This window comes from Burkholderia sp. Ac-20384, assembly GCF_017104605.1.
In the GTDB taxonomy this organism is placed as follows: Bacteria; Pseudomonadota; Gammaproteobacteria; order Burkholderiales; family Burkholderiaceae; genus Burkholderia; species Burkholderia lata.
Window position 1 is genome coordinate 1 of record NZ_JAAGPE010000504.1, and the last position, 4,116, is coordinate 4,116.

Here is a 4,116-nt window from a genome sequence, read left to right on the forward strand (position 1 = left end):
TTTCCTCTTACGGCGAACCGTCTGGATCATCAGCCCAGCCGCAGGACTTCGCCACTCCGTCCTCCAGGCAACACGTCGCTCAACGTCCGGTCCGCGACTCTCCGCAACCCATCGCTTCGTCCAGCCGCAATACCTTGCCACTCGCTGGCTCAAGCGCTGTCCAATCGCAAGCAACTTATGCTTCGGACGCTACAGGAAGCCGGCAAACGTATCAGGAACATACAAGCGCTCTAAATATATTCTTTCGCGACAAACCGCGAGCGGGGTTCGAAACACTATCCGTAGAAAAGAAACTGGAAACCGTTAACAACTTCACGCCATCGCAGAAGCGCCAAAATGTAAGCCCAACGTATCTGCCAAACCTACGCCACCAGATTCGAACGGCCCTCCGAAAACAGGGTCTTCTGCCACCAAGCACTATTCCCCGCTCGAACGCGGAACGCCCCGCAGATGAGCGGGCCGCCTTAGAGATGATCACTCTCGAAAACCGAAAGGTCATTCTAGGCGGTTTCATGAGTGATCTGCGGAAACACGGCTCTTCGATTACTCTCTTTAAGCGCATGACACCAGAACAGCGCCAATTTCACATTGATAGATATCTGCTAAACAAGGGCACCACCCTCAAAAACGGATTGCCAAACGTACTGAAAGAGCTCGGACAATCCGGAACCGAGCAGTAACCTCGACGCGACCTTCCACGAAACAGGGTTGCTCGTCAACCCTGTTTCAACTTCCACCCTCCGTATTGCCCGTCGCCATTCAGAACAGTTTTGTCTAAAAACGCACCCCGTCGTTAATACAAGGGATGATCAATTTTTCTACGCAAAAGAAACATTCCCGTCGATTACGCGCGCGATCCACAAACGACTACTTCTTCGGGCGGCGGCACTGGTTCAACCTCTTCCTCAACCTCCACTAGGCGGAACTCTATCGAGCTGGCCGGGCTTGGCGGACTATATCTTCGGCTAGCGAAAGCCGGAAATTCGCAAACCCAAGAAGTTCAGATCCTCGACAACGGTGAAAATTGAATAATTTTTCCAATTCGATGACCCATGCCAAAAACGCTCCCACTTTCATTAAGGAATTCAATACATAAATCGATGGCAGCAACTCCAAGGTTAAGGCGCAGCAAGACAAGTTCGTCATGGTGAAAATGACCTTACCCCTTCGAGTAGACCATTCGTAAGTTAGTGAGCTCGCCGATTGAGGCTGGCCCAATTTCCGTCCCAGTCTTAGCTGGAAAATTCCGGCTCTTCGGGGCGGGCCGAATCGGCCCGATCGGTGCACTGGCGTGCGTATTTCGGGGAACGTGATCAGCGATTTCGGTTGAACGTGATCAGTGGTTCCGATTGATGGTGATCGGCCGTTTCGGTCGAAGGTGATCGCTGATCACCGGTTTCCGAAACGAGCGATCATCTTGCCGAAACGGGTGATCACGTTCCCGGAATGAGTGATCAGCGAACCGAAACAGCTGATCACGCGACCGAAACGGGATAGCCGTTCCGGCTCGGCGGTGGTGTTGCGCATGTGATCAACGACGGGCGTTAGCCTTGATCCTTTTTAGGGGACAGGTTGATGCCGGCACATCGGATGAGCATGCGCAAACTGAAGGAAGTACTGCGGCTGAAGTGGGCGTGCGGCCTGTCGCACCGCCAGATCAGCCGCGCGATCGGCATCAGCGTCGGCGCCATCTCGGCATACGCCGCCCGCGCGAGCGCGGCGGGCCTCGACTGGGCTACCGTCGAACCGCTCGCCGACGACGAGCTCGAGATCAGGTTGGACCTGCCGGAGGAAACCGCGGTCCCGACCCGCCGGGTCGAACCGGATTACGCGGCGATGCACCGCGACCTGCGCCGCAAGGGCGTGACGCTGCAACTGCTCTGGGAGGAGTACGTCGAGGCTCACCCAGGCCAACGCACCTATCGCTATACGCAGTTCTGCCAGCAGTACAAGGACTGGGCTGCGGCGCTGAAGCGCTCGATGCGCCAGCAACACCGCGCCGGCGAGAAGCTGTTCGCCGACTTCGCCGGGCAAACCGTGCCGATCCTCGGCCGCGACGGCGGCGTCGCGTTCAAGGCCCACGTGTTCGTGGCCGTTCTCGGCGCCTCGAACTACACCTATGCATGTGCGACGCGTTCCGAGACCATGCCCGACTGGATCGGCAGCCTGATCGACGCGTTGGAATTCTACGGCGGCGTTCCCGAGTTGCTGGTGCCCGACAACCCCAAGGCATTGATCGCCAAGGCGGATCGCTGCGAACCGGTGCTGGGCAACACCACGCAGGACTTCGTGAACCACTACGCGACCGCCATGTTGCCAGCGCGTCCGCGCAAGCCGCAGGACAAGGCGAAGGTCGAGGTCGGCGTGCAGATCGTCGAGCGCTGGATCCTCGCACGGCTGCGCAACCATCGCTTCTACAGCCTGGCCGAACTGAACAAGGCGATCGGCAAGCTGATTGCCGACCTGAACCGGCGTCCGTTCAAAAAGCTCGAGGGCAACCGTCACGAATGGTTCGAGCGGCTCGACCGACCAGCGCTACGCCCGCTGCCGGCCCGCCGCTACGAGATCGCGACCTTCGTGAAGTGCCGCGTCAACATCGACTACCACGTCGAAGTCGACCATCACTATTACAGCGTCCCGCACAGCCTCGTACGCCAAGAAGTCTACGCCCGCGTGACGCGCCACGGCGTCGAGATCCTGCATCGCGGCAAGCGCGTCGCCGCCCACGCTCGCAGCCGACTCCGGAACAAGCATACGACGTTGCCCGAGCACATGCCGGCGGCGCACCGCGCCCACATGGAATGGACGCCCGGGAGATTACTGAACTGGGGCGCGTCCGTCGGTCCCGGTGCCGAGGCGATCGTCAAACACCTGCTGACCAACCGGCCTCACCCCGAGATGGGATATCGAGCGTGTCTCGGACTGCTGTCGCTCTCGCGCAAGTACGGCAAGGAACGGCTGGAAGCCGCCTGCCAGCGGGCGCTCGTGATCGGCTCACCGACCCGCCGCTCCGTGCTGTCGATCCTCGAATCCGGCCTGGACCGACAGCCGATGCTCCTGATTCCGCCCACCGAATGGCATTCGCCCGATCACGAGAACGTGCGCGGGCCCGAGTATTACCACTGACCCAAGGAGGTCGCGATGTTGATGCAGCAAACCTTAACCCAGCTCAAGTCCCTGAAGCTCGACGGCATGGCCCGCGCGTTCGAGGAACAAGCGGCGTTGACCGCCAGCACCAGCCTGTCGTTCGAAGAGCGCTTCGGCATGGTCGTCGAGCGCGAGCTCGCCTGGCGCGATACTCGGCGGCTCGAACGGCTGCTGAAGTCTGCGAAACTCAAGAATCCCCAGGCCTGCATCGAGGACATCGAATACCGGCAGAGCCGCGGCATCGACAAGAGCGTCGTCGCCGCACTTGCTGGTTGCGACTGGATCCGTAATGCACAAAACCTCATCCTGACGGGGCCGACCGGAGCAGGCAAGACGTGGATTGCGTGCGCGTTCGGTCAGCAGGCCTGCCGACAAGGCTTCTCCGTGATGTACGTCCGCGTTGCCCGGCTGTTCGAGGAATTGAAGATCGCCCACGGCGACGGCAGCTTCACGCGGCGGCTCGCGCAGCTCGCCAAGATGGACGTTCTGCTGCTCGACGACTGGGGGCTGCAGGATCTCGATCAGGGTGCCCGAAACGATCTGCTCGAAGTGCTCGACGATCGCGTTGGCACGCGCTCCACGATCATTACCAGCCAACTGCCATTGGAACACTGGCACGCTTGGCTTCAGGACCCGACGCTCGCCGACGCGATCCTCGACCGGCTCGTCCATCAGGCCCACAAGCTGCCGTTGAAGGGCGAGTCGATGCGAAAGACCAACGCCAAGCAGTCCTCCGCATCCTGATCGTGATCACCTTCGCTATAATCCATTGACCGCGCAACACCACCTTCCAAACTGATCACGTTCGCCGAAACGGCTGATCACCATCACCGAAATCCGCACGCTGGAACTGCAGGCTGGAATGCCGGCGCAGCATGGCTCGCGCAAAGGTTCGGCTGCCGCCTACAGTCTGAAGAGTGTCCGTCAGCAAGAGCGAGCCGTGGCTGAGCAGTCTGAGCGAACCTATCA

The 4,116-nt window shown here is 59.9% G+C and carries 4 protein-coding genes; 3 read left to right on the plus strand and 1 reads right to left on the minus strand.

Annotated elements, in window-relative coordinates:
• The coding region (locus G3O00_RS40665) for a hypothetical protein (RefSeq protein ID WP_206146371.1) at window positions 1-680 on the plus strand (680 nt) is incomplete at its 5' end.
• A gap of 709 nt (window positions 681-1,389) precedes the next feature.
• On the opposite strand, the gene G3O00_RS40670 is transcribed toward G3O00_RS40665, so the two are convergent.
• Window positions 1,390-1,527, minus strand: coding sequence for a hypothetical protein (locus G3O00_RS40670; RefSeq protein WP_006400880.1), 138 nt, complete (start codon window positions 1,525-1,527; stop codon window positions 1,390-1,392).
• Between the two features lie 48 nt (window positions 1,528-1,575).
• On the opposite strand from G3O00_RS40670, the gene istA reads away from it, so the two are divergent.
• Together istA and istB are read left to right on the plus strand one after the other, a co-directional pair.
• Window positions 1,576-3,126, plus strand: a complete 1,551-nt coding sequence (gene istA / locus G3O00_RS40675) for an IS21-like element ISBmu3 family transposase (RefSeq protein ID WP_206146372.1) — start codon at window positions 1,576-1,578, stop codon at window positions 3,124-3,126.
• A gap of 15 nt (window positions 3,127-3,141) precedes the next feature.
• A complete protein-coding gene (gene istB, locus G3O00_RS40680) occupies window positions 3,142-3,891 on the plus strand; it encodes an IS21-like element ISBmu3 family helper ATPase IstB (protein ID WP_006400877.1) in 750 nt (249 codons plus the stop codon).
• Window positions 3,892-4,116: the final 225 nt, after the last annotated feature.